The 22,178-nt window shown below is 55.5% G+C and carries 18 protein-coding genes; 8 read left to right on the forward strand and 10 right to left on the reverse strand.

The window, feature by feature from the left end; all coding sequences use genetic code 11:
* Positions 1–84: 84 nt before the first annotated feature.
* Both mfd and fhuE read left to right on the forward strand, forming a co-directional pair.
* A complete protein-coding gene (gene mfd / locus GY169_RS14535; RefSeq protein WP_167576181.1) occupies positions 85–3,531 on the forward strand; it encodes a transcription-repair coupling factor in 3,447 nt (1,148 codons plus the stop codon).
* Between the two features lie 251 nt (positions 3,532–3,782).
* Positions 3,783–5,960 (forward strand): ferric-rhodotorulic acid/ferric-coprogen receptor FhuE, encoded by a 2,178-nt coding sequence (fhuE, locus tag GY169_RS14540; RefSeq protein WP_167576182.1) that lies wholly within the window; start codon positions 3,783–3,785, stop codon positions 5,958–5,960.
* 202 nt (positions 5,961–6,162) lie between these two features.
* Here the strand turns inward: fhuE and ptsG are convergent, their stop codons facing one another.
* The 6 genes from ptsG to pabC all read right to left on the reverse strand — a co-directional run bounded on the left by ptsG (position 6,163) and on the right by pabC (position 12,169).
* A complete protein-coding gene (gene ptsG, locus GY169_RS14545) occupies positions 6,163–7,596 on the reverse strand; it encodes a PTS glucose transporter subunit IIBC (RefSeq protein ID WP_064549167.1) in 1,434 nt (477 codons plus the stop codon).
* Between the two features lie 302 nt (positions 7,597–7,898).
* On the reverse strand, positions 7,899–8,693 hold the full coding sequence (locus GY169_RS14550; protein ID WP_065356304.1) for a metal-dependent hydrolase: 795 nt from the start codon (positions 8,691–8,693) through the stop codon (positions 7,899–7,901).
* A 10-nt stretch (positions 8,694–8,703) separates the two neighbouring features.
* A complete protein-coding gene (gene holB / locus GY169_RS14555; RefSeq protein ID WP_167576183.1) occupies positions 8,704–9,708 on the reverse strand; it encodes a DNA polymerase III subunit delta' in 1,005 nt (334 codons plus the stop codon).
* Complete coding sequence (gene tmk, locus GY169_RS14560) at positions 9,705–10,346, reverse strand: dTMP kinase (protein ID WP_167576184.1); 642 nt, start codon at positions 10,344–10,346, stop codon at positions 9,705–9,707. Before tmk ends, holB begins: the two co-directional genes overlap by 4 nt.
* Positions 10,336–11,358: a cell division protein YceG gene (gene yceG / locus GY169_RS14565; RefSeq protein ID WP_163448095.1), complete on the reverse strand. Its 1,023-nt coding sequence runs from the start codon at positions 11,356–11,358 to the stop codon at positions 10,336–10,338. The genes tmk and yceG overlap by 11 nt, the downstream gene beginning before the upstream one ends.
* A 1-nt stretch (position 11,359) precedes the next feature.
* Positions 11,360–12,169 carry an aminodeoxychorismate lyase gene (pabC, locus tag GY169_RS14570; RefSeq protein WP_167576185.1) on the reverse strand — a complete coding sequence of 270 codons (810 nt, stop codon included), beginning with the start codon at positions 12,167–12,169 and terminating at the stop codon, positions 11,360–11,362.
* Positions 12,170–12,726: 557 nt separating this feature from the next.
* On the opposite strand from pabC, the gene GY169_RS14575 reads away from it, so the two are divergent.
* From GY169_RS14575 to GY169_RS14600, 6 genes are all read left to right on the forward strand, one after another.
* Positions 12,727–13,275, forward strand: a complete 549-nt coding sequence (locus GY169_RS14575; RefSeq protein ID WP_167576186.1) for a fimbrial protein — start codon at positions 12,727–12,729, stop codon at positions 13,273–13,275.
* Positions 13,276–13,354: 79 nt separating this feature from the next.
* The gene (locus GY169_RS14580; RefSeq protein ID WP_167576187.1) at positions 13,355–14,023 is read left to right on the forward strand and encodes a molecular chaperone; all 669 of its coding nucleotides are present in this window, start codon (positions 13,355–13,357) and stop codon (positions 14,021–14,023) included.
* Positions 14,024–14,047: 24 nt separating this feature from the next.
* Positions 14,048–16,585 carry a fimbria/pilus outer membrane usher protein gene (locus GY169_RS14585; protein ID WP_167576188.1) on the forward strand — a complete coding sequence of 846 codons (2,538 nt, stop codon included), beginning with the start codon at positions 14,048–14,050 and terminating at the stop codon, positions 16,583–16,585.
* A 24-nt stretch (positions 16,586–16,609) separates the two neighbouring features.
* Positions 16,610–17,578, forward strand: a complete 969-nt coding sequence (locus GY169_RS14590) for a fimbrial protein (protein ID WP_223882103.1) — start codon at positions 16,610–16,612, stop codon at positions 17,576–17,578.
* Positions 17,579–17,590: 12 nt separating this feature from the next.
* Positions 17,591–18,112 (forward strand): fimbrial protein, encoded by a 522-nt coding sequence (locus tag GY169_RS14595; RefSeq protein ID WP_167576189.1) that lies wholly within the window; start codon positions 17,591–17,593, stop codon positions 18,110–18,112.
* Positions 18,113–18,125: 13 nt separating this feature from the next.
* Positions 18,126–18,650 carry a fimbrial protein gene (locus tag GY169_RS14600; protein ID WP_167576190.1) on the forward strand — a complete coding sequence of 175 codons (525 nt, stop codon included), beginning with the start codon at positions 18,126–18,128 and terminating at the stop codon, positions 18,648–18,650.
* Positions 18,651–18,713: 63 nt separating this feature from the next.
* Here the strand turns inward: GY169_RS14600 and fabF are convergent, their stop codons facing one another.
* From fabF to fabD, 4 genes are all read right to left on the reverse strand, one after another.
* Positions 18,714–19,955, reverse strand: coding sequence for a beta-ketoacyl-ACP synthase II (fabF, locus tag GY169_RS14605; RefSeq protein WP_167576191.1), 1,242 nt, complete (start codon positions 19,953–19,955; stop codon positions 18,714–18,716).
* An 88-nt stretch (positions 19,956–20,043) separates the two neighbouring features.
* The gene (acpP, locus tag GY169_RS14610; RefSeq protein WP_000103754.1) at positions 20,044–20,280 is read right to left on the reverse strand and encodes an acyl carrier protein; all 237 of its coding nucleotides are present in this window, start codon (positions 20,278–20,280) and stop codon (positions 20,044–20,046) included.
* A 209-nt stretch (positions 20,281–20,489) separates the two neighbouring features.
* A complete protein-coding gene (fabG, locus tag GY169_RS14615; protein ID WP_064549143.1) occupies positions 20,490–21,224 on the reverse strand; it encodes a 3-oxoacyl-ACP reductase FabG in 735 nt (244 codons plus the stop codon).
* A gap of 11 nt (positions 21,225–21,235) precedes the next feature.
* The gene (gene fabD / locus GY169_RS14620; RefSeq protein WP_163448098.1) at positions 21,236–22,165 is read right to left on the reverse strand and encodes an ACP S-malonyltransferase; all 930 of its coding nucleotides are present in this window, start codon (positions 22,163–22,165) and stop codon (positions 21,236–21,238) included.
* Between the last annotated feature and the right edge of the window lie 13 nt (positions 22,166–22,178).

Consider the following 22,178-nt stretch of genomic DNA (forward strand, 5'->3'; position numbering starts at 1 on the left):
TCCGGCCACCATCACGGATAATAAGTACAGCAAATTTATATTATTACCGTGGAAATACGGCCTTCTGGAGAACGTGCGCTGACTATGCCTGAACTTGCCCGTTATGCCCTACCGACAAAACCCGGCGACCAGCGCCTGCTTGGCGAACTGACCGGCGCGGCCTGCGCGACATTGGTGGCGGATATCGCCGAGCGTCATGCGGGGCCGGTGGTGTTAATCGCCCCGGATATGCAGAACGCCCTGCGCCTACACGATGAAATTGCTCAGTTTACCGACAGCCTGGTGATGAACCTCGCCGACTGGGAGACGCTGCCCTATGACAGCTTCTCGCCGCATCAGGATATTATCTCCTCGCGCCTGTCGACGCTCTACCAGTTACCCACCATGCAGCGCGGCGTGCTGATCGTGCCGGTTAGCACGCTGATGCAGCGCGTCTGCCCGCACAGTTTCCTGCACGGCCACGCGCTGGTGATGAAAAAAGGCCAGCGCCTGTCGCGCGACGCCCTGCGCAGCCAGCTCGACAGCGCGGGTTATCGTCATGTCGATCAGGTGATGGAGCACGGTGAATACGCCACCCGCGGCGCGCTGCTGGATCTCTATCCAATGGGCAGCGAGCAGCCCTATCGCCTTGACTTCTTCGACGATGAAATCGACAGCCTGCGCGTCTTTGACGTCGACAGCCAGCGTACGCTGGAAGAGGTGGAAGCCATTAACCTGCTGCCCGCGCACGAATTCCCGACCGATAAAACCGCTATCGAACTGTTCCGCAGCCAGTGGCGCGATAAGTTTGAGGTCAAACGTGACGCCGAACATATCTACCAGCAGGTCAGTAAAGGCACGCTGCCTGCCGGGATCGAATACTGGCAGCCGCTGTTCTTCAGCGAGCCGCTGCCCGCGCTGTTCAGCTATTTCCCGGCCAACACTCTGCTGGTGAATACCGGCGACGTCGAGGCCAGCGCCAACCGTTTCCAGGCTGATGCACAGGCACGTTTTGAAAACCGCGGCGTGGATCCGATGCGTCCGCTGCTGCCTCCCGCCCAGCTGTGGCTGCGTACCGAAGAGCTGAACAGCGAGCTGAAAAAATGGCCGCGTATCCAGCTTAAAACCGAGCATCTGGCAGACAAAGCGGCGAATACCAACCTCGGCTTCCAGCCGCTGCCGGACCTTTCCGTCCAGGCGCAAAATAAATCGCCGCTGGATAACCTGCGTAAGTTTATCGAGTCCTTTAGCGGGCCGGTGGTCTTCTCGGTAGAGAGCGAGGGCCGCCGCGAAGCGTTAGGCGAACTGTTGGCGCGGATCAAGCTGTCGCCAAAACGGATTCAGCGGCTCGATGAAGCAAGCGCTAAAGGTCACTATCTGATGATCGGCGCCGCCGAGCATGGCTTTATCGATACGCAACATAACCTGGCGCTGATTTGCGAAAGCGATCTGCTGGGTGAGCGCGTGGCGCGTCGCCGTCAGGATGCCCGTCGGACCATTAACCCGGATACCCTGATTCGTAACCTGGCGGAGTTGCACATCGGCCAGCCGGTGGTGCATCTCGAGCACGGCGTAGGACGCTACGGCGGCATGACGACCCTGGAAGCAGGCGGCATCACCGCCGAGTATCTGATCCTCACCTACGCCAACGACGCCAAGCTGTACGTACCGGTCTCCTCATTGCACCTGATTAGCCGCTACGCCGGCGGCGCGGAAGAGAACGCGCCGCTGCACAAACTGGGCGGCGATGCCTGGAGCCGCGCGCGACAAAAAGCGGCGGAAAAAGTGCGCGATGTGGCCGCGGAGCTGCTGGATATCTACGCCCAGCGGGCAGCGAAAGAGGGCTTCGCCTTCAAGCACGATCGTGAACAGTATCAGCTGTTCTGCGACAGCTTCCCGTTTGAAACCACGCCGGATCAGGCCCAGGCGATCAACGCGGTGCTCAGCGACATGTGCCAGCCGCTGGCGATGGATCGTCTGGTGTGCGGCGATGTTGGCTTTGGTAAAACCGAAGTTGCTATGCGCGCCGCCTTCCTCGCGGTCGAGAACCATAAGCAGGTTGCGGTTCTGGTGCCGACGACCCTGCTGGCGCAGCAGCACTATGATAACTTCCGCGACCGTTTCGCCAACTGGCCAGTGCGTATTGAGATGCTTTCCCGCTTCCGCAGCGCCAAAGAGCAGACGCAGATCCTGGCGGAAGCCGCCGAGGGCAAAATCGATATTCTGATCGGTACCCACAAGCTGCTGCAAAGCGACGTGAAGCTGCGCGATCTGGGGCTGCTGATCGTCGATGAAGAGCATCGCTTCGGCGTGCGCCACAAAGAGCGCATTAAAGCGATGCGCGCCGACGTCGACATTCTGACGCTCACCGCCACGCCTATTCCGCGAACCCTGAATATGGCGATGAGCGGTATGCGCGATCTGTCGATTATCGCTACCCCACCTGCCCGCCGTCTGGCGGTCAAAACCTTTGTGCGTGAGTACGATAGTCTGGTGGTGCGCGAAGCGATCCTGCGTGAAACGCTGCGCGGCGGCCAGGTGTACTACCTGTACAACGATGTCGAGAATATTCAGAAAGCCGCCGATAGACTGGCGGAACTGGTGCCGGAAGCGCGTATCGCCATCGGCCACGGCCAGATGCGCGAGCGCGAGCTGGAACGGGTGATGAACGATTTCCACCACCAGCGCTTCAACGTGCTGGTGTGCACCACCATCATCGAGACCGGTATCGACATTCCGACCGCCAATACCATCATCATCGAGCGCGCCGACCACTTTGGTCTGGCGCAGCTGCATCAGCTGCGCGGCCGCGTGGGGCGTTCGCACCACCAGGCCTATGCCTGGCTGCTGACGCCGCATCCTAAAGCCATGACCCCGGACGCCCAGAAACGTCTGGAAGCCATCGCCTCGCTGGAAGATTTGGGCGCAGGTTTTGCGCTGGCCACCCACGACCTCGAAATTCGCGGTGCGGGCGAACTGCTGGGCGAAGGGCAAAGCGGGCAGATGGAATCCATCGGCTTCTCGCTGTACATGGAGATGCTGGAAAACGCCGTCGATGCGCTAAAAGAGGGTCGCGAACCGTCGCTGGAGGATTTAACCAGCCAGCAAACCGAAGTTGAGCTGCGTATGCCGTCGCTGTTGCCGGATGATTTTATCCCGGACGTTAACACGCGCCTCTCCTTCTACAAGCGTATTGCCAGCGCGAAGAACGAAAACGAGCTGGAAGAGATCAAAGTTGAGCTGATCGATCGCTTCGGCCTGCTACCGGATGCAGCGCGTAATCTGCTGGATATCGCCCGTCTGCGTCAGCAGGCGCAAAAGCTGGGGATCCGTAAGCTGGAAGGCAACGAGAAAGGCGGCGTGATTGAATTTGCCGAGAAGAATCACGTCAACCCAACGTGGCTGATTGGCCTGCTGCAAAAACAGCCGCAGCACTTCCGCCTCGACGGTCCGACACGGTTGAAATTCTTCCAGGAGCTCGGCGAGCGTAAGACGCGCATGGATTGGGTTCGTCAGTTTATGCGTCAACTGGAAGAAAACGCCCTCGCCTGAACGAAATAACAGACTGATTATTTTTTTATTTTTTCATCCTTATACGGCCGCTGATGCGGCCGTATTGTTTTCTCTCCACTCCTGAAATCCCGTTTCATTCTTTCCCAATCGCATTCTTACTTTTGTTTACATTGTAATAAAAATGCGTATATTTCTCATTTGCATTCATTATATGCATGCGCGTTGGCCTATAACACGACCGTCACCACAGAGCGGCGGACAAAAATAATGACGATTGATTAAGGGTTTATATGTCTCACACTTCCAATATCCGCAACGTCCGTCTGGCGCCGTCAATGCTGGCGATGGGCATCGCGCTCGCGTTGTCCCCAGGCTTAAGCTTTGCCGCCAGTGAAGATACGATTATCGTTGATGGCACCAGCAATACTGGCAACGATAGCGAAACGCAGGACTACAGCGTGAAAACCACCACTGCTGGCACGAAGATGCAGATGGTCCAGCGCGATATTCCGCAGTCGGTCACCATCGTCAGCGAGCAACGTATGCAGGATCAGCAGTTGCAAACGCTGGGCGACGTGATGAACAACACCATGGGCATTACCAGCAGCCAGGCCGATTCCGACCGTACCAGCTACTTCTCTCGCGGTTTTGAAATTGACAACTATATGGTCGATGGCATTCCGACCTATTTTGAATCCCGCTGGAATCTGGGCGATGCCCTTTCCGATACCGCGCTGTTTGAACGCGTGGAAGTGGTCCGCGGCGCGAACGGCCTGATGACCGGCACCGGTAACCCTTCCGCCTCGATCAACATGGTTCGCAAACACGCCACCAGCCAGACGTTTAAAGGCAATCTCTCTGCCGAATATGGTAGCTGGAATAAGCAGCGCTACGTTGCCGACCTGCAAAGCCCACTGACCGAGGACGGTAAAGTGCGTGCGCGTATCGTGGCCGGCTATCAGAACAACGACTCCTGGCTTGACCGCTACAATAACGACAAAACCTTCTTCTCCGGCATTCTCGATGCCGATCTGGGCGACACCACCGCGCTCTCCGTTGGCTATGAATATCAACGTATCGATATCAATAGCCCAACCTGGGGCGGCCTGCCGCGCTGGAATACCGACGGCAGCACCAACCATTACGATCGCGCGCACAGCACTTCACCGGATTGGGCCTACAACGATAAAGACATCAATAAGGTCTTTATGACCCTGACGCAGCGTTTCGCCGATACCTGGCAGGCAACGCTGAACGCCACCCACTCCGAGGTGAAGTTCGACAGTAAAATGATGTACATCGATGCTTACGTCAATAAAGCCGACGGTACGTTAGTCGGCCCGTACGGCAGCTACGGCCCGGGCTATGACTATGTAGGGGGTACGGGCTGGAACAGCGGCAAGCGTAAAGTAGACGCGCTGGATTTGTACGCCGACGGCAGCTATGACCTGTTCGGGCGCCAGCACAACCTGATGCTCGGCGGCAGCTATAGCAAACAGAATAACCGCTACTACAGTTCGTGGGCCAACGTCTTCCCGGATGAGATTGGCAGCTTCTATAACTTCAACAGCGCCAGCTTCCCGCAAACCAGCTGGGATCCGCAAAGCCTGGCGCAGGACGACACCACGCGCATGAAGTCGCTGTACGCCGCGACGCGTATCTCGCTGGCCGACCCGCTGCACCTGATCGTCGGCGCGCGTTACACCAACTGGAGCGTTAACACGCTGTCCTACACCATGGAGCAGAACCACACTACGCCGTATGCGGGCCTGGTGTATGACATCAACGAAAACTGGTCTACCTACGCCAGCTATACCTCTATCTTCCAGCCGCAAAACGACAAAGACAGTTCCGGTAAATACCTGAAGCCGATTACCGGCAACAACTACGAGGTGGGCCTGAAATCCGACTGGATGGACAGCCGCCTGACCACCACCCTGTCCGTGTTCCGTATCGAGCAGGATAACCTGGGACAGTCTACCGGCGTGCCGATTGCCGGCAGCAACGGCGAAATCGCCTACACCACCGTCGACGGCACCGTCAGCAAAGGCGTAGAGTTTGAAATTAACGGCGCGCTCACCGATAACTGGCAGATGACCTTCGGGGCGACCCGCTACGTCGCAGAAGACAGTGATGGCAAGGCGGTAAACCCGAACCTGCCACGCACATCCGTGAAGCTGTTTACCCGCTATCGTCTGCCGGTGATGCCGGAGCTGACCGTCGGCGGCGGCGTGAACTGGCAGAACCGCGTGTATAAAGACACGGTAACATCGTACGGCACTTTCCGTGCCGAGCAAGGCAGCTATGCGCTGGTGGATTTGTTCACCCGCTACCAAGTGACGAAAAACTTTGCCCTACAGGGCAATATCAACAACCTGTTTGATAAAACCTACGATACCAATATCGACGGTTCTATCGTTTACGGTGAACCTCGCAACGTAAGCATTACCGCAAGCTATCAGTTCTGATTTAATTGCCAGACAAAACCAAGGGAGCCATAAGGCTCCCTTTTTTGTCTGCCTGAGCATCGCGCTCCCCGGCGCCTGAGCTACAGGTTCCAGGTAGCCCGTCCAGGCGAAGCGCCGCCGGGACCAGTCCCCATCCGTCAGACGTAAAAAAGGCAGCCATTCGGCTGCCTTAGTCTCCCCAAATTTTCGACTTCGAAATAACTTAGTTATTGCGAATATAGTCGTCCATCTCGGTTTTCAGGTTATCGGATTTGGTCCCGAAAATCGCCTGAACGCCGGAACCTGCGACAACCACACCCGCAGCGCCCAGTTTCTTCAGGCCAGCCTGATCCACTTTGGCGACGTCGGCTACGCTCACGCGCAGACGGGTGATACAAGCGTCGAGGTTGGTGATGTTTTCTTTACCGCCGAAGGCTGCAATCAGCGCCGGAGCCATTTCACTGGTTGCGCCCGCTTTGGATTCTTCAGTGGTGTCTTCACGACCCGGCGTTTTCAGATCCAGTGCTTTAATCAGCACGCGGAAGATAACGTAGTACACGATCGCATAGCAGATACCGACAATCGGGAACAGCCACAGCTTGCTGCTGTTACCGGACAGAACGATAAAGTCGATCAGACCGTGAGAGAAGGAAGTACCGTCACGCATACCCAGCAGGATACAGATCGGGAACGCCAGGCCAGCCAGAATCGCGTGGATAACGTACAGGATCGGCGCAACGAACATGAAGGAGAACTCGATCGGCTCGGTGATACCGGTCAGGAACGAGGTCAGCGCTGCGGAGATCATGATACCGCCCACTTTGGCGCGGTTTTCTGGTTTAGCAGAGTGCCAGATAGCGATAGCGGCTGCCGGCAGACCGTACATTTTGAACAGGAAGCCACCGGACAGTTTGCCCGCAGTCGGGTCGCCCGCCATGTAACGCGGGATATCGCCGTGGAAGACCTGACCTGCTGCGTTGGTGTATTCGCCAATCTGCATCTGGAAAGGAACGTTCCAGATATGGTGCAGACCGAACGGCACCAGGCAACGCTCGATGAAGCCGTAGATACCGAACGCGACAACCGGGTTCTGGTAAGCAGCCCACTGAGAGAAGGTCTGGATAGCAGTACCGATTGGCGGCCAGATGAAGGACAGGATCACGCCAGTGAAGATAGCGGCCAGACCGGAGATAATCGGTACAAAGCGCTTGCCCGCGAAGAAGCCCAGGTATTCTGGCAGCTTGATGCGGTAGAAGCGGTTGAACATGTACGCAGCGATGGCACCGGAGATGATACCGCCGAGAACACCGGTATCAGCCAGGTGTTTAGCAGCAATTTCTTCAGCCGGTAAGTGCAGTACCAGCGGCGCAACCACAGCCATGGTTTTCACCATGATGCCATAAGCGACGACTGAGGCCAGTGCGGATACGCCATCGTTATTGGTGAAGCCTAACGCCACACCGATAGCGAAGATAAGCGGCATGTTAGCAAAAACAGAACCGCCTGCTTCTGCCATAACATGAGAAACGACGGCTGGCAGCCAGCTGAAGTTTGCGGAACCGACGCCCAGCAGGATACCTGCGATAGGCAGCACGGAAACCGGCAGCATCAGCGATTTACCGACCTTCTGCAGGTTAGCAAATGCATTCTTAAACATAATAAGGAGTGCTCCTGAGTTTTTTGTACTTTTATCTACGTTTTCACGCATCGGTGAGAGGGGAGGAACTCACCAGGGACAGGACATCTAAGTGCCCTTTTTATTTATTACACAGAGTAAAATAATTCCCTGTGATTTTGTTTGACGGCTATCACGTTTCAAAGAGCTATGGCGCAAAAACTGAATAATCTTTACATAAAACATGTCCGCATGTTGCAAGATTAACATTCACCGCCACTTTTACGGCGGTGAACTGTACTCGCTTTAACCATTAATTACGAGCATTAAAATAAGCTCTGAAATCAGGCGGATTGCAGACGGGCGGGATCAATATGGAAGAGCGTCGAGAAGTTCTCGGTGGTCTGCTGCGCCAGCTGTTCAACGCTAACGCCTTTCAGTACCGCCATGTATTCAGCGACGTCACGCACCATCGCCGGCTGGTTCTCTTTACCGCGATGCGGCACCGGCGCCAGATAAGGCGAATCGGTCTCAACCAGCAGCCTGTCCAGCGGGACATAGCGTGCGGCTTCGCGCAGTTGCTCCGCGTTACGGAAGGTCACAATCCCGGAAAACGAGATATAGAAACCCATATCCAACAGCTTTCCTGCCGTCTCCACGTCTTCAGTGAAACAGTGTAGTACACCGCCGCAATCCGTCACTTTTTCTTCCCGCAGGATTGCCAGCGTATCAGCGCGGGCATCGCGGGTATGGACGATTACCGGCTTATTCAGCTCACGGCCAATCTGAATATGGTGGCGGAACGACAGCTGCTGCTGCGGTTTGGTTTCCGGCGTATAGAAGTAATCAAGGCCGGTTTCGCCCATCGCCACCACGCCCTCTTCTGCCGCCAGACGGCGCAGCTCTTCAACATCGTACGGTTCATCCTGATTGAGCGGATGCACACCGCAGGAGAAGACCACTTCCGGGCGATTGCCTACCAGCTCACGCATACGATGATAGCCAGGCAGCGTCGTCGCCACCGCCAGGGCAAAACGGACGTCACGCGCGGCGGCTTTCGCCATCACGTCATCCACGTCTTTATGTAGGGATTGATAATCAAGGCCATCGAGATGGCAGTGCGAGTCGACTAAAAACATAATGTCTCTCTTAGAGGTGGGATACCGGCAGCACCGCACCAGGTTGCAGATATTGTTCCCAGCGCAGAAGGCGCTCGGTGAGAATAAGTTCGCGGTTCAGACCCGTGACGCTTTGCAGCTGTTCACGACAGGCGCAAGCATCGGCGACAATCGCCTGCAGGCGCGCGGCGGACAGCGTTTGCGCCAGCTGGGCGACCAGCGGCAGGCTATCGGCATTGGTCAGCCGCGTAATGCGCTGCTGATATTTGAGGGCATCGAGCAGTAATGACGACAGCCAGTGTAAACGCTGCACGACTGAATCATGGTTCAGCGAGGGCAAAAACGCCAGCCAGTCGCCGCTGTTGAGCGTCACGCCCAGCGCCTGACAAAATTTTTCGCGCGTGGCCCAGGTCTCTGGGGCCAACAGCTCCAGCGCCGCGGCGGGCGCATGATCGGACAAACGCAACGCCGTCAGCAGCGCATCGCGCGAGGCGCTGTTTTCTCTCTCCAGCCACGCCAGCGCGTACTGTTCGCTCGGCGGCGCCAGATGGAAAAAACGACAGCGGCTACGCAGCGTTGCCAGCAGCCGCGCAGGCTCCTGACAAGCAAGGAAAAACCAGGTATTTTTCGGCGGTTCTTCCAGCGTTTTCAGAAGCGCGTTGGCGGCAGCTTCGGTCAGCAGCGTAGCATCCGCTATCCACACCACCTTTGCCCCGCCCAGGCGAGAATGCTCGTACAGCTTTTCGCTCACCTCACGTACCGCGTCGATGCCTAACGTACTTTTGCCCTTCTCGGGCTGCAGCGCGTAGTAGTCAGGGTGCGTTCCCGCCTGCATCAGCTGACAGCTATGGCACTGGCCGCAGCTTTTATGGCCGTCCGGGTTCTGGCACATCAGAAAACGGGTGATGGCGTAGACCAGCGAGTCAGCCCCCATTCCGCTGCGCGCCTGAACCAGCAGCGCATGGTGACCACGTCCGGCCTGATAGCTCGTGACGAGCTGTTCAAACGGCGGGCGTAACCACGGATACCATTTCATGCCTGCTGCTCCGCTACCCACCCGGTGACCGCGGCGCGAATATCGCTCATCACTTTCTCCAGCGGTTGGGTCGCGTCAACGGTGATAATGCTGTCATCCGCCGCCGCCAGTTCAAGATAGCGCGCGCGGGTGCGGTTAAAGAAGTTCAGCGACTCTTGCTCGATGCGATCGAGATCGCCACGAGCGCGGGCGCGCTTGAGGCCCACTTCCGGCGTCACGTCGAGATAAATGGTCAGATTCGGGCGAAAATCCCCCAGCACCGCGTCGCGCAGGGTCGCCAGCATCGTGCGATCGATACCGCGGCCGCCGCCCTGGTAGGCCTGGGTGGAAAGGTCATGACGATCGCCAATCACCCACTGCCCGCTTGCCAGCGCCGGTTTGATCACCGTTTCAACCAGCTGCACGCGGGCGGCGTAGAACATCAGCACTTCCGCTTTATCGGTAATCACTTCGTCGCCGACCGATTTAATGTCCAGCACCAGGCTGCGCAGCTTTTCCGCCAGCACGGTGCCGCCCGGCTCGCGGGTAAACAGCAGGTCGTTCACGCCGAGGTCGCGCAGTGTTTCCACAACCACATCCCGCGCGGTGGTTTTGCCCGCCCCTTCCAGTCCTTCAATGACGATGTAATTACTGCGCATTTTTATCCTTTAGCACTTTCAGGTAACCCTGCACCGACCGGTTATGGTCTGCAAGATTGGTATTAAACGTATGCCCGCCTTTACCATCGGCCACAAAATACAGATATGGCGTTTTAGCCGGATGCGCGGCCGCATTCAGCGACGCTTCGCCCGGGCTGGCAATCGCGCCCGGCGGCAGACCGGAAATGGTGTAGGTATTATACGCGGTTGGGGTCTCAAGATCTTTACGCGAAATCTTGCCGTCGTAGCTCTCCCCCATCCCGTAGATGACCGTTGGGTCAGTCTGCAGGCGCATGCCGAGGCGTAATCGATTGATAAACACCGACGCCACGCGATCGCGCTCCTCCGGCACCGCCGTCTCTTTTTCTATGATCGACGCCATGGTCACCAGCTGGTTTTTATCCTGATACGGCAGGTTGTCCATGCGGCCTTCCCAGACTTTATCGACCTGGGTCACCATCTTCTGATGCGCGCGTTTGAGGATGGCCACGTCGGTGGTATTGGCGGTATACATCCAGGTATCCGGCCAGAACCAGCCTTCAATCCACTCAGGGTTATCCAGCGCCAACGCTTTAGCGACGGTGGCGTAGCTGTCATCGCTGAGCGTGTGCTTGATATAAGGCGCCTCACGCAGCTGCTTCAGGTAATCGCTCAGGCGCATCCCTTCCACGAAGCGCAGCGGGAACTGGGCTTCTTTGCCGCTTGCCAGCAGTTGCAGCATCTCACGGACGGTCATCTGTGGGGTAAAGCGATAGGTACCAGCCTTAAAATGCGAGAGTTCTGGCTCCAGGCGCAGCAGCCACTGGAAAACGCGCGGACGGTTTATCACCTTGTCGGCATACAGCTGGTCGCCCAGCGCCAGGCGACCGGTCCCCGCTTTCAGGGTAAAGACGGTATCTTCTTTAATCAGCAGCGCGCTATCCGCCATCTGACGCACCTTCCACATACCGACGCCAGCGGCAATGCCGAGAACAATCAATACCAACAGAACAAAGCGTAACAGTTTCATCATGCTAATCAGACGACTCACAAATTGGGGCTAAAAATTGGTAAAGCTCGCGGGCTGACCAGTGCAAATCCGCATAGCGTTGAACAGGGACTACCGGCATCAGCGCGTTGCATATCAGCACTTCATCCGCCTGTTCCAGCGCCGACAGCGGCGCATTCACTTCGACCACGCGATAGGCCGTCGGTGCCAGTTGGGCGATAATAAATTGCCGCATAATACCGTTCACCCCCGCCTGATCGAGGCGCGGGGTATACACATCGCGGCCGCAGCGCCAGAACAGATTGGCGGCACAGCATTCCGTAAGCCACCCGTCGCTGTCAAGGACAAGGGCCTCATCGGCGTTTGTCTGCTCAAGATGAGAACGAATCAGCACCTGTTCAAGGCGATTGAGGTGTTTAAGCCCGGCCAGGTAAGGATTACGCCCGAGCGGAACCGGGCTCAACGCCAGCGTCGCCCCTGTCTCCTTCCAGCGGGCATAGTGGGCAGGAGCGGCAGAAATGCTGAGAATTCGTGTCGGCTGCTGGCAGTCTGCCGAGCTATAGCCGCGACCACCCGCGCCGCGGGTGATCGTCACCTTCAGCACCCCGTCCGCATGCGGCAACGCCATGCGCCGCATCTCTTCATCAAGCATCTCCCACGCGTCGAACGGAATTGCCAGCCGAGCGCAGGCCTGCTGTAGCCGCGCGAGATGTGCGGCCAGCAAAGCGATGCGCCCTTCCCTCACCCTCGCCGTTGTAAAACAGCCATCGCCAAACTGTAGCCCACGGTCGGCGACGGGTAAAAGGTCAGAGGCTTTACCGTTGATCAAATACATTTGCGCTCCTGATTTTTAATATAAGGGTATCAGGCGGGGTGAATAATTCACAGCCCGTCCGGACCTTTACGGCACAGAACCGCCCGTTCTGCGTTCGGCGCATCCTACACACAGTCATAACAGGATTAGGTCATTGCCGAGAAATATTTCAGCCACTGATTACAAAACAAACAATTTTACAAAAAAATATTTTACTCTATTCGTTCCCTATAGACATATTCTCCCGAATGCTTCAGAATCGAATTAAATAATTTTAAATTAAAGACATGATTTCATCCATTCAATTTAATCATTAAGTTACCAACCATTGACGCCACCCTCCACATAATTAACACATCAATATAATTATTAGCATGGATTTATTAACCCTAATTTAATATACCTTTTAGATTAAATTAATTGTTGTCAATAACATATTCATTAAATATTCCTGCCGGGTTCATTCGTTTATCAACAACGATTAATCTCATTCACAATTAATACGTCAAAAATGTTATCACTCTTATTAAATATATTAAGAGTGGAAGTATGCTACCTCATGTAATAGGGAATATGTAATGAAAGGAAAATTGGCCGCAGTCGCATTTTTCACCTCTATGGGCATTGCTTCTTCAGTCATGGCTCAGGATGGTACCGTTAATTTTACCGGGAAAATCATCGAAGCCGGTTGCCAGGTTAACAGCACCGTCGCCAACCCGCAGACCGTTGAGCTGGGCGAAGTGGCAAAAACCGCTTTTGCTGCGCCAGGCGATACGGCAGCCACGACCGAATTCACCCTGGTGTTAAGCGGCTGCCCAGCTGATCTGCTGGGCAAACCGGTTTCCGTTAAATACGACGGTAAGCCAGATACCATCAATAACGACTACCTGCAGTTGACCGGCTATGGCACCGCGAGCGTCGCCAAAGGCGTCGCCATTCAGTTGCTGAACGCAGACAGCTCCGCGCTGCCGCTGGGCGCCAAATCCAATGAAGTCACCATCAAAGGAACGGCCGAGGCACCGGCTGACACCAGCCTCGACTTCTTCGCTCGCTATATTGCGACCGAAGCCACCATTAACGGTGGTGACGCGAATGGTTCCGTTAACTTTACGCTGACCTACAACTAAGCCTCTGAGTACGGCATGACGCGTTATTAATAATGAATAAAGCCGGGTATTTCCGGCTTTATTTTTCGAGGTATAAGCAATGAATAAATATATTCCAATCGTTGTCGTCTCGTTGCTATCAGCATCCGTGCAGGCAGGCGTTATTGTCGGGGGGACCCGTGTCATTTATAACGGTGAAAAAAAAGAAACCTCGATTAGCGTCAAAAATCCCGACAAGTCATCCTTTTTAATTCAGTCATGGAGCGATGCCGGAGAATCCAGCGCGGATAAATCACCGTTTATGGTCACGCCACCGCTATTTCGCCTTGGCGGCGGGCAAGAAAATACCCTGCGGATTATTCGCACCGGCGGCAATCTTGCCGAAGACCGTGAATCGCTTTACTGGCTGAATATTAAGTCGATCCCGGCGACCGAAAAGAAAGATAACGTCAACACCCTGCAAATAGCAGTGAAAACGCGCATCAAATTAATTTATCGCCCGCAGTCTCTGACGCAACAACCGGAAGATCTTACCGGGAAACTCAGCTGGCAGCGCAGTGGCAACAAGCTCACCGTCAGCAACCCCACAGCCTATTACATGAACTTCAGCACGTTAAAGGTCGGCGCCAGTACGGTGAAGGATGCTACCTACGTGGCGCCCATGAGCTCCGCCAGTTTTAGCATCCCCAACGGCGCCAGCGGCGATGTGAGCTGGACGCTGATTAACGACTTTGGCTCCATCGGCGACGAGCACCGCGCGCGCCTTTAACACCAGCACCGAAAGGAAATCGGGATGAATGCAGACGCATACAAAAAAAGAATGACGCTGAGTCAGATCGCCTGCTTTATTGCCTTACAGTGCGCCTTACCGCTGTGCAGCAGCGCGCTGGCCCGCGAATACTTTAACCCGGCGCTGCTGGGGATTGACGGGCCGGGGAAAGATCTGACCGACCTCTCCGCCTTTGAAGAAGGCGTCGGCCAGATGCCCGGCACCTACCGGGTTAACGTCATGCTCAACAAAACCGCCCTCGGCGTGTATAACGTTGAGTTTGTCACGCAAAAAGACGCCGCAGGAAATACCACGCTGCAACCGTGTCTGAGCGTCGCCACGCTGAAGGAATTTGGCGTTCGCACCGACCAGTTTCCCCGCCTTGCGGGTAACTGCGCCGATCTAAGCGTCATCCCACAGGCGAGCGCGGAATTTATCTTTGAGCGTCAATTGCTGCAGCTTTCGGTGCCACAGGCCGCTGTCAGCAATCACGCTCGCGGCTACGTCGCGCCGGAACGGCTGGATGAAGGCATCAACGCTCTGCTGCTCAACTACAGCTTCAGCGGCGATAACACTGAAGCCCGCCATAGCGGCATGTCGGACTCCGACAGTTACTATTTGAGCCTGCGTCCAGGATTGAACGTGGGCCCGTGGCGTATTCGTAACTACAGCACCTGGAACCGTAGCGACAACGGCGGCAATGCGCAGGAGAGCTGGGATTCTCTCTATACCTACGCGCAGCGCAACATTATCGCGCTTAAAAGCCAATTGACGCTGGGCGACAGCACCGCGCCGTCGGATATGTTCGACAGCGTGCCGTTTCGCGGCGCGCAGTTGGCCTCCGACGACGATATGCTACCGGACAGCCTGCGCGGCTATGCCCCGGTAGTGCGCGGCATCGCCCGAACCAACGCGCAGGTGATCGTCAAGCAAAACGGCTACACCATTTACCAGAGCTATGTCTCGCCTGGCGCTTTTGAAATTACCGATATGTACCCAACCGGCAGCTCCGGCGACCTCGACGTAATCATTAAAGAGGCCGACGGCAGCGAGCAGCATCAGACGGTGGCCTTCGCGTCCTTGCCGGTGTTGCAGCGTGAAGGACGGTTCAAATACAGCCTGACCAGCGGCCAGTATCGCCCCTATGACGGCGATATCGACAAAGAAATGTTTACCCAGGCCACCGCGATTTACGGCCTGCCCGCAGGTTTCACTATCTATGGCGGCGGACAATTCTCTCAACATTATCAGGCTTTGCTCGGCGGCGTGGGGAAAAACTTTGGCGAGCTGGGCGCGGTGTCGATTGACGGCACGCAGGCGTGGTCGACGCAGAAAGACCGGGATAAAGAAGGCGGTCAATCCTGGCGCGTGCGCTACAGCAAAAACATCCTTGAAACCGGGACCAACGTCTCTATCGCGGGCTATCGTTACTCCACTTCCGGCTACTACACGCTGTCAGAAGTACTGGACACCTGGCGCGAAGATGAATGGCGCACCAACGATGACCGTCGTCGCAACCGCGCTGAATTTCAGCTCAACCAGAATATCGGCGAGCACTTTGGCTCGCTGTCATTGACCGCCATGAGCGAAGACTACTGGAACAGTGACCGCCAGATGCGCTCTATCGGCGTGGGTTACAGCAATAGCTGGGCAGGCGTAACCTATAACCTGAACTACAGCTATAACCGCAATACCACCGATACCGACAGCGATAAGGTCTACGCCGAAGATCAGATCTTCTCATTAAGCATTAACGTGCCGCTCGACCGCTGGCTCAGCAACAGCTACGCCTCCTACAGCCTGAATGCCAGCAAGCGCGGCGACACCAGCCATAACGTGGGTTTAAATGGTTCGCTACTGGAAGACCGTAACCTCAACTGGAACGTGCAGCAGAGCGAAACCAACCACGGCGAAGGCAGTGGCGGCTACGCCAGCCTGGATTATCAGGGCACTTACGCGCGGCTCAACACCGCCTACAGCTATGACCACGATCAAAAGCGCGTCAACTACGGCATTGAAGGCGGCGTCGTGGCGCATGCGCACGGCGTAACGTTAAGCCAGGCGCTGGGTGAAACCGCTGCATTGGTGGAAGCGCCCGGTGCCGGCGGCGTGACCATCAGTAACCAAACCGGGGTCAGAACCGATTTTCGCGGCTACACCGTAGTGCCGTACGTCACGCCCTATCGTGAATCAACGGTATCGCTGGACACCGCCACCCTGCCCGACGGTGCCGACGTCGAACTGACCAGCAAAATCATTACGCCAACCCGCGGTGCGATTGTGCGCGCGCATTTTGATACTCGCGTGGGCAAACGGGTGCTGATGACGTTAACGCGCAGTAACGGCGAACCCGTACCATTTGGGGCGATAGTCTCTGATAGTACCGCAGGTAGTGCCATTGTCGGCGACGGTGGACAAGTTTATTTGACAGGGATGGCTGATAAAACGGCGCTGCAGGTGCGATGGGGCCAGCAGGATGGCCAACATTGCATGGCTAATTTACAACTTCAGAGCACCGTTTCGGAAAGCGGAATTATTGAGCTGAATTCAGTGTGCCGATAACATAAAAATAAGGATATTAAATTTATGAGAGCACTTTTATTAAGTCTCATCATTACCCATTTAATAGTCAATAATGCAAATGCGCATTACTTTAGCAATATCAACATCCGTGACATGGGCTATGATCTTGATAACTTTACCATCCCAGCCAACGTTGGTGAAAATACTGGGGGATTTCATGATAATAGTTCCATTAGTTATAGCGTAGCAGCTAGCAGTGGCACCACGGCCTATGTTGAACTGTCGATCAACGGTACGCTGCTAAGCGACAACAAAACCTGGGCTACCAGCAATCCCGGTATCGGGATCCAGTATCGTTTCGAGGGGGTTGCTGACTTTGAGCCACCAGAAAGCGAGACCGCACCAACTTATCGTTTGAATATGCCCCACAGTCCTGGCGTTACATATTCGTACTTTCATTTACGCTATCGGCTCGTCAGATTACTGGAAAAAATCCCCGCGGGAAAAATAACCAGCCTGCCGCAAGTCACGTTAATGGCGCATAACCCTGAGGGGGAAGGCACCAGTCTGATATCAGGGGTTATCCTTTCAAAAATTACCAGTGATATCAAGGTAACTGCGTGTGGTATTGACGCCCCCACTGAAATCACGCTGCCCACGCTTTATGGTAATACGATCCAAAATGGAGCCCTGAATGTAACAGAAGCGCCTGTCGTAACGTTGACCAATTGCCCCGGTGCTGTTGACCGTATCTCTTACAATTTTTCAGCTGTGTACGGTACTCATAACGCTGCCAATGGTGTGATCAATACGGTGAGTGGCGATGGTTATGCGCAAAATGTGTATATCCAGGTACAAAACGCCGACGGCACGCCTCATCAGATAAATACCGCCATCCCAGTGAGCAATTACGATGGCTCCGGTGACTATACCCTACCCAATTTTAAAGTGGCCTATTTCGTTGACGATGCCAATAACGTCAGGCCTGGCAACGTCAAATCAGCCATTGAACTCAAAGTGACCTACAACTAATAAGGACAATTTATGCATATCGTAAACGGAAACAAAATGGCGCTGAGTCTGCTGGTCTGCACGGGATTGTTCTCAGCGGCCAGTCAGGCAGTGAATATCGATATTACAGGTAAGGTTGTCGCTTCCCCTTGCATCGTCAACGGCAATAACGACTCTCTGGCCGTCAGCTTAGGCGATAATATTCAGGCGGATTCGCTGGCGACTAGCGGCAGCGCCACCACGTGGGCTGACGTGACGCTCAGGCTCACCAGTTGCCCGGCCTCTACGACCTCGTTTAGCGTGGCGTTCGCCGGGACCGCCGACACCGACACCAACTACTACAAAAATACCGGCACTGCCACCAATCTGAAGCTGGAACTGACGGACAGCAGCAGCAACAGCGCCTATAAGAATGGCGCAAAACTAGAAAACGTCGCGATTCCCACCGCCACTCATGCCTATGACCTGGTGATGCGCGCCCGTGCGGTATCGAACGGTAGCGTAATGCCAGGGACCATTGTCGGTCAGGTACAAGCCACCTTTACCTATCAGTAATTCAGGAGAGACAATGGCGCACCGGATAAGCAAACTGCTGCCTGCCCTGGCCTGCCTGTGGGCGGTGAGCGGCCTTCATGCTGTGCAGGCTACCGATATTAATCTGAGCGGCACCGTAGTGGCTTCCGCCTGTACGGTGGATACGGGAACCAAAGAACAGACGGTCACCTTTGAACAGGCGCGCGCCGTTGACTACCCAAACGTTGGCGATACCAGCGAATGGCAGGATTTCACGCTGACGCTCTCCGCTTGCCCGCCGTCAACCACCCAGGTCACGGCGCTGTTCAGCGGCGATGCCGATTCCGTTGACACGACCAAGTTCGCCAACGCCCAGGGCAGCGCCAGCGGCATGGCGCTGCAAATTATGACCCGCGACCATCTCAGCGAGATATCACCGGCAGGAAGACTGGTAACGCCCGTCGATAGCACCAGCCGCCGGGCGGTCTTCCCGCTCTCGGCGCGGATGTACACCCCGACGGGCGCGGTCACCGCCGGTGAGTTTAAGGCCACCGTTCAGCTCACCTTTACTTACCAGTAGCCGTATTCATGGCATAAAAAAACGGAGCGCTTAGCGCTCCGTTTTTATTGGCTTTGCGACCAACTACACGCGTTTGAAAATCAGCGAGCCGTTGGTGCCACCGAAGCCGAAGGAGTTACACAGCGTGTACTCCATCCCGCTTACCTGGCGTGCTTCGTGCGGTACGAAGTCCAGGTCGCAACCTTCATCCGGGTTATCCAGGTTGATGGTTGGCGGAACGGCCTGATCGCGCAGCGCGAGGATAGAGTAGATAGATTCTACTGCACCCGCCGCGCCCAGCAGATGGCCGGTCATGGATTTGGTGGAGCTGACCAGTACGCGGCTGGCGGCGTCGCCGAAGACAGACTTCACGGCCTGCGCTTCTGCTTTATCGCCCGCTGGCGTAGAGGTACCGTGGGCGTTAACGTAGCCAATCTGGCCCGCTTCAATACCCGCGTCACGAATAGCGTTAACCATCGCCAACGCTGCGCCCGCGCCGTTTTCCGGCGGTGACGTCATGTGGTACGCATCGCTGCTCATACCAAAACCAACGATTTCAGCATAGATTTTCGCACCGCGTTTTTTCGCGTGCTCGTACTCTTCGAGTACCACCATGCCCGCGCCGTCACCCAGCACGAAGCCATCACGATCTTTATCCCACGGACGGCTTGCCGCCTGCGGGTTATCGTTACGCGTAGACAGCGCACGCGCGGCACCAAAGCCACCGACACCCAGCGGGGTACTGGCTTTTTCTGCGCCGCCGGCAACCATCGCATCCGCATCGCCATAAGCGATAATACGTGCTGCCTGACCGATGTTATGCACACCAGAAGTACAGGCGGTCGCGATAGAGATGCTTGGCCCACGCAGACCGAACATGATGGTCAGGTGACCCGCCACCATGTTAACAATCGTGGACGGAACGAAGAAGGGGCTGATCTTACGCGGCCCGCCGTTTACCAGCGAACTGTGGTTTTCTTCGATCAAGCCGAGGCCGCCAATACCGGAGCCGATAGCGGCGCCAATACGGTGAGCGTTCTCTTCCGTCACTTCAAGGCCAGAATCCTGCATGGCCTGAACGCCAGCGACAATTCCATATTGAATGAAGGCATCCATCTTGCGCTGTTCTTTGCGCGAGATAATGTCATCACAGTTAAAATCCTTTACTAAGCCAGCAAATTTGGTTGCATAGGCGCTAGTATCGAAATGGTCGATCAGGCTGATGCCACTCTGACCGGCAAGGAGAGCTTTCCAGGTAGACTCTACGGTATTGCCGACAGGAGACAACATGCCCAGTCCGGTCACAACTACACGACGCTTAGACACGTTTGTCCTCCAGGGAGGGATTAAATAGATACTTGTGGGACAAAAGGATAAAACTCAGGCGGTCGAATGACCGCCTGGAGATGTTCACTTACGCCTGGTGACCGTTGATGTAATCAATGGCAGCCTGAACGGTGGTGATTTTCTCAGCTTCTTCGTCCGGAATCTCAGTATCAAACTCTTCTTCCAGAGCCATTACCAGCTCAACGGTGTCAAGAGAATCTGCGCCCAGGTCTTCAACGAAGGAAGCATTGTTGGTCACTTCTTCCTGCTTAACGCCCAGCTGTTCGCCGATGATTTTCTTAACGCGTTCTTCGATAGTGCTCATACTCTTAAATTTCCTATCAAAACTCGCTTTCGCGATGGTTTTCGTAGTGTATAAAATGTTGAAAAATTTGCAACTAAATCCCGGCAGGTCATACCACGATTTTACGCTATTTTGCGGGTTTTTGCCCTCATAACGCAAATGATTTTGCACTAATCATACTCAGACATACGTAGATTGCCCGTTGTCTGAGCACTTTGTGCAAAACACGATCAGACCATGTACATCCCGCCGTTTACGTGCAACGTTTCACCAGTGATGTAACTTGCTTCGTCGGAGGCCAAAAATGCAACCGCACTGGCGATTTCATTTGGAGAGCCGAGGCGCCCCGCAGGAACTGCCGCCAGTGTACCCGCACGCTGCTCATCGGTCAGCGCACGCGTCATGTCCGTTTCAATAAAGCCCGGAGCAACAACGTTCACAGTAATTCCGCGTGACGCAACTTCACGCGCCAGTGATTTACTGAAGCCGATCAGACCTGCTTTCGCCGCAGCGTAGTTAGCCTGACCCGCATTTCCCATGGTACCAACCACAGAACCGATAGTGATGATACGCCCATGACGCTTTTTCATCATAGCGCGCATTACCGCTTTTGACAGACGGAAAACAGATGACAGGTTGGTTTCGAGGATATCGTTCCACTCGTCATCTTTCATGCGCATTAACAGGTTATCACGAGTAATCCCGGCATTATTGACCAGAATGTCGACTTCGCCAAATTCCGCGCGGATATTTCCCAGAACAGATTCAATAGATGCCGGGTCGGTCACATTCAACATCAGACCTTTACCATTGGCACCCAGATAGTCGCTGATCGCCTGCGCGCCGCTTTCGCTGGTCGCAGTGCCGATAACTTTTGCGCCGCGAGCGACGAGAGTTTCAGCGATTGCGCGGCCAATACCGCGGCTTGCACCTGTTACCAGGGCAATTTTTCCTTCAAAGCTCATGCTTTCCTCTTTTATTGCGCAAGTGCCGCTGACAGGGCAGCCGGCTCATTGATGGCCGATGCAGTCAGGGTATCTACAATACGTTTGGTCAGGCCGGTGAGAACTTTACCCGGGCCAACTTCATACAGGTGCTCTACGCCCTGGGATGCCATAAACTCAACGGTTTTGGTCCACTGAACCGGGCTGTACAGCTGGCGAACCAGCGCGTCGCGAATCGCGTCGCCGTCGGTTTCGCACTTCACGTCGACGTTGTTCACTACCGGAACGGTCGGCGCGTTAAAGGTGATTTTCTGCAGCTCAACAGCCAGTTTCTCCGCAGCTGGCTTCATCAGCGCGCAGTGAGACGGCACGCTGACCGGCAGCGGCAGCGCACGCTTAGCGCCAGCGGCTTTACAGGCGGCACCTGCACGTTCAACCGCTTCTTTATGACCGGCGATAACCACCTGGCCCGGCGAGTTGAAGTTAACCGGAGAAACAACCTGCCCTTCAGCAGATTCTTCACACGCTTTAGCAATAGAGGCATCGTCGAGGCCGATGATCGCCGACATGCCGCCGGTGCCTTCCGGAACCGCTTCCTGCATGAATTTGCCGCGCATCTCAACCAGACGTACCGCGTCAGCGAAAGCAATTACGCCCGCGCAAACCAGCGCGGAGTATTCGCCCAGGCTGTGACCGGCCATCAGCGCCGGTGCTTTACCGCCCTGCTGCTGCCATAAACGGTACAGCGCAACGGAAGCAGTCAGCAGCGCAGGCTGAGTCTGCCAGGTTTTGTTCAGCTCTTCAGCAGGCCCCTGCTGGGTCAGCGCCCACAGATCATAGCCCAGAGCTGCGGAAGCTTCATGAAAAGTTTCTTCGATAACCGGGTAGGTCGCTGCCAGTTCAGACAGCATGCCTACCGCCTGTGAACCCTGCCCCGGGAACACGAAAGCGAATTGCGTCATGTTTTTTATCCTT

The sequence above is a fragment of the Kluyvera genomosp. 3 genome, from assembly GCF_011765685.1.
In the GTDB taxonomy this organism is placed as follows: Bacteria; Pseudomonadota; Gammaproteobacteria; order Enterobacterales; family Enterobacteriaceae; genus Kluyvera; species Kluyvera georgiana_A.

What these genes read in the sequence shown, in the direction of transcription:
- GY169_RS14595 (WP_167576189.1), top strand. Translation starts at nt 17,591, where the DNA reads ATGCATATCGTAAACGGAAACAAAATGGCGCTGAGTCTGCTGGTCTGC.
- pabC (WP_167576185.1), bottom strand. Translation starts at nt 12,169, where the DNA reads ATGTATTTGATCAACGGTAAAGCCTCTGACCTTTTACCCGTCGCCGAC.
- acpP (WP_000103754.1), bottom strand. Translation starts at nt 20,280, where the DNA reads ATGAGCACTATCGAAGAACGCGTTAAGAAAATCATCGGCGAACAGCTG.
- GY169_RS14580 (WP_167576187.1), top strand. Translation starts at nt 13,355, where the DNA reads ATGAATAAATATATTCCAATCGTTGTCGTCTCGTTGCTATCAGCATCC.
- holB (WP_167576183.1), bottom strand. Translation starts at nt 9,708, where the DNA reads ATGAAATGGTATCCGTGGTTACGCCCGCCGTTTGAACAGCTCGTCACG.
- GY169_RS14575 (WP_167576186.1), top strand. Translation starts at nt 12,727, where the DNA reads ATGAAAGGAAAATTGGCCGCAGTCGCATTTTTCACCTCTATGGGCATT.
- mfd (WP_167576181.1), top strand. Translation starts at nt 85, where the DNA reads ATGCCTGAACTTGCCCGTTATGCCCTACCGACAAAACCCGGCGACCAG.
- yceG (WP_163448095.1), bottom strand. Translation starts at nt 11,358, where the DNA reads ATGATGAAACTGTTACGCTTTGTTCTGTTGGTATTGATTGTTCTCGGC.
- tmk (WP_167576184.1), bottom strand. Translation starts at nt 10,346, where the DNA reads ATGCGCAGTAATTACATCGTCATTGAAGGACTGGAAGGGGCGGGCAAA.
- GY169_RS14590 (WP_223882103.1), top strand. Translation starts at nt 16,610, where the DNA reads ATGAGAGCACTTTTATTAAGTCTCATCATTACCCATTTAATAGTCAAT.
- GY169_RS14550 (WP_065356304.1), bottom strand. Translation starts at nt 8,693, where the DNA reads ATGTTTTTAGTCGACTCGCACTGCCATCTCGATGGCCTTGATTATCAA.
- GY169_RS14585 (WP_167576188.1), top strand. Translation starts at nt 14,048, where the DNA reads ATGAATGCAGACGCATACAAAAAAAGAATGACGCTGAGTCAGATCGCC.
- ptsG (WP_064549167.1), bottom strand. Translation starts at nt 7,596, where the DNA reads ATGTTTAAGAATGCATTTGCTAACCTGCAGAAGGTCGGTAAATCGCTG.
- fhuE (WP_167576182.1), top strand. Translation starts at nt 3,783, where the DNA reads ATGTCTCACACTTCCAATATCCGCAACGTCCGTCTGGCGCCGTCAATG.
- GY169_RS14600 (WP_167576190.1), top strand. Translation starts at nt 18,126, where the DNA reads ATGGCGCACCGGATAAGCAAACTGCTGCCTGCCCTGGCCTGCCTGTGG.
- fabG (WP_064549143.1), bottom strand. Translation starts at nt 21,224, where the DNA reads ATGAGCTTTGAAGGAAAAATTGCCCTGGTAACAGGTGCAAGCCGCGGT.
- fabD (WP_163448098.1), bottom strand. Translation starts at nt 22,165, where the DNA reads ATGACGCAATTCGCTTTCGTGTTCCCGGGGCAGGGTTCACAGGCGGTA.